We start from the raw sequence: 1213 nt of genomic DNA on the forward strand, positions 1-1213 counted from the left end.
CGCGCACCCGATCAGCGCTCACCTCCATCGGCCCCACGCTTGCCCTGTACCAGCGCCGCAAGGTCCCGGGCGCCGCCCGGCTCGCGCAGCGGATCCGGCACGCGGCCATCTGAATAGGATCATGCCGTGAACGACACCGCCCTACCGCCGGCGCTGGACTCCCACACGCTGCTCGTTGCCGCCGTGATCGTCCATGACCAGACAACCGACCGGATCCTGCTCCTTCAGCGCGCACCCCACGCCAAATTCGCAGCAGGGCACTGGGACCTGCCCGTCGGGAAAGCCGACAAAGGCGAACTCATCACCACCACCGCCACCCGGGAATTGAGAGAGGAAACCCGCCTGATCGTCGAGGCCGCCGATCTCACCGTCGCGGGCATCATCCACAGTTCCTGGGGCGTCGAAGGCCCCAACGGGTTCCTCACCGTCGTCTTCGCCACCCACACCTGGACCGGCGAAGCGACCAACGCCGAACCCTACAAGCATTCCCAAATCGCCTGGACTCCCGCCGACCGCATCCCAGCCCAGTTCGTGTCCACGACCCGCACCGCCCTGGTCAACTACCTCACGAGAGGACCCATGGTCTCCAGCGACGGCTTCTGAGCCAGGGGGTGAAAAGTCCTGGCTCTCGTCGCCGCGAATGGCGCAGGGCTTGAACTCCGAACTCCGCGAAGGAGCGCCAGAGCAGTGCGCGCGACCCCGTCGCCAAGGGCGCCCGCGCGGCGGCAGGTCTGCCCCGATCACATCGCCACCTGTTCCCAGTGCGCCAGCGGGCCGCTCGTCCTGCTCCACTCTCAAGCCGATCTTGCCCACGACGACGCGGCCCAATCGATGCACTCGAGCTGGAGCAGACCACCTTCCCCGGACAGCCGCACCCCCGGCTCACGGGCCTGGGTCACCAGCTGCGCGACAAGCGCCGGATCCACCCCCGCCGGCATCGCCTTCGACACACGAGGCCGCCTAGCTCCCGATCCACGCCGCTGGCGTCGGAGGCGACCTCCGTCCCGACGCGGGTGTCCATGGACGGCGGCCTGGCCCGTCTCGGCTACAACCACGCGGTGGAGGGCTGGCTCGACCATGCCAGCATCCGGACCGGGGACGAACTGCACCTGTTCGCGTCCACGACCGCGGCCACGCTCAAAGCCTCCGTCTTCCGGATCGGCTGGTACGGCAGGCGACTTCAATGTGCAGATGGGGAGGTAAGGTGTGTCGG

At 68.3% G+C, this 1213-nt stretch carries 1 protein-coding gene and 1 pseudogene; both read left to right on the forward strand.

Annotated elements, in window-relative coordinates; translation table 11 throughout:
* Positions 1-126 precede the first annotated feature (126 nt).
* On the forward strand, positions 127-603 hold the full coding sequence (locus tag U9980_RS07380) for an NUDIX domain-containing protein (RefSeq protein WP_322767251.1): 477 nt from the start codon (positions 127-129) through the stop codon (positions 601-603).
* A gap of 416 nt (positions 604-1019) precedes the next feature.
* Positions 1020-1213: pseudogene (locus U9980_RS07385) on the forward strand (hypothetical protein); the annotation flags it as partial.

This window comes from Protofrankia sp. Cr1 (assembly GCF_963555865.1).
In the GTDB taxonomy this organism is placed as follows: domain Bacteria; phylum Actinomycetota; class Actinomycetes; order Frankiales; family Frankiaceae; genus Protofrankia.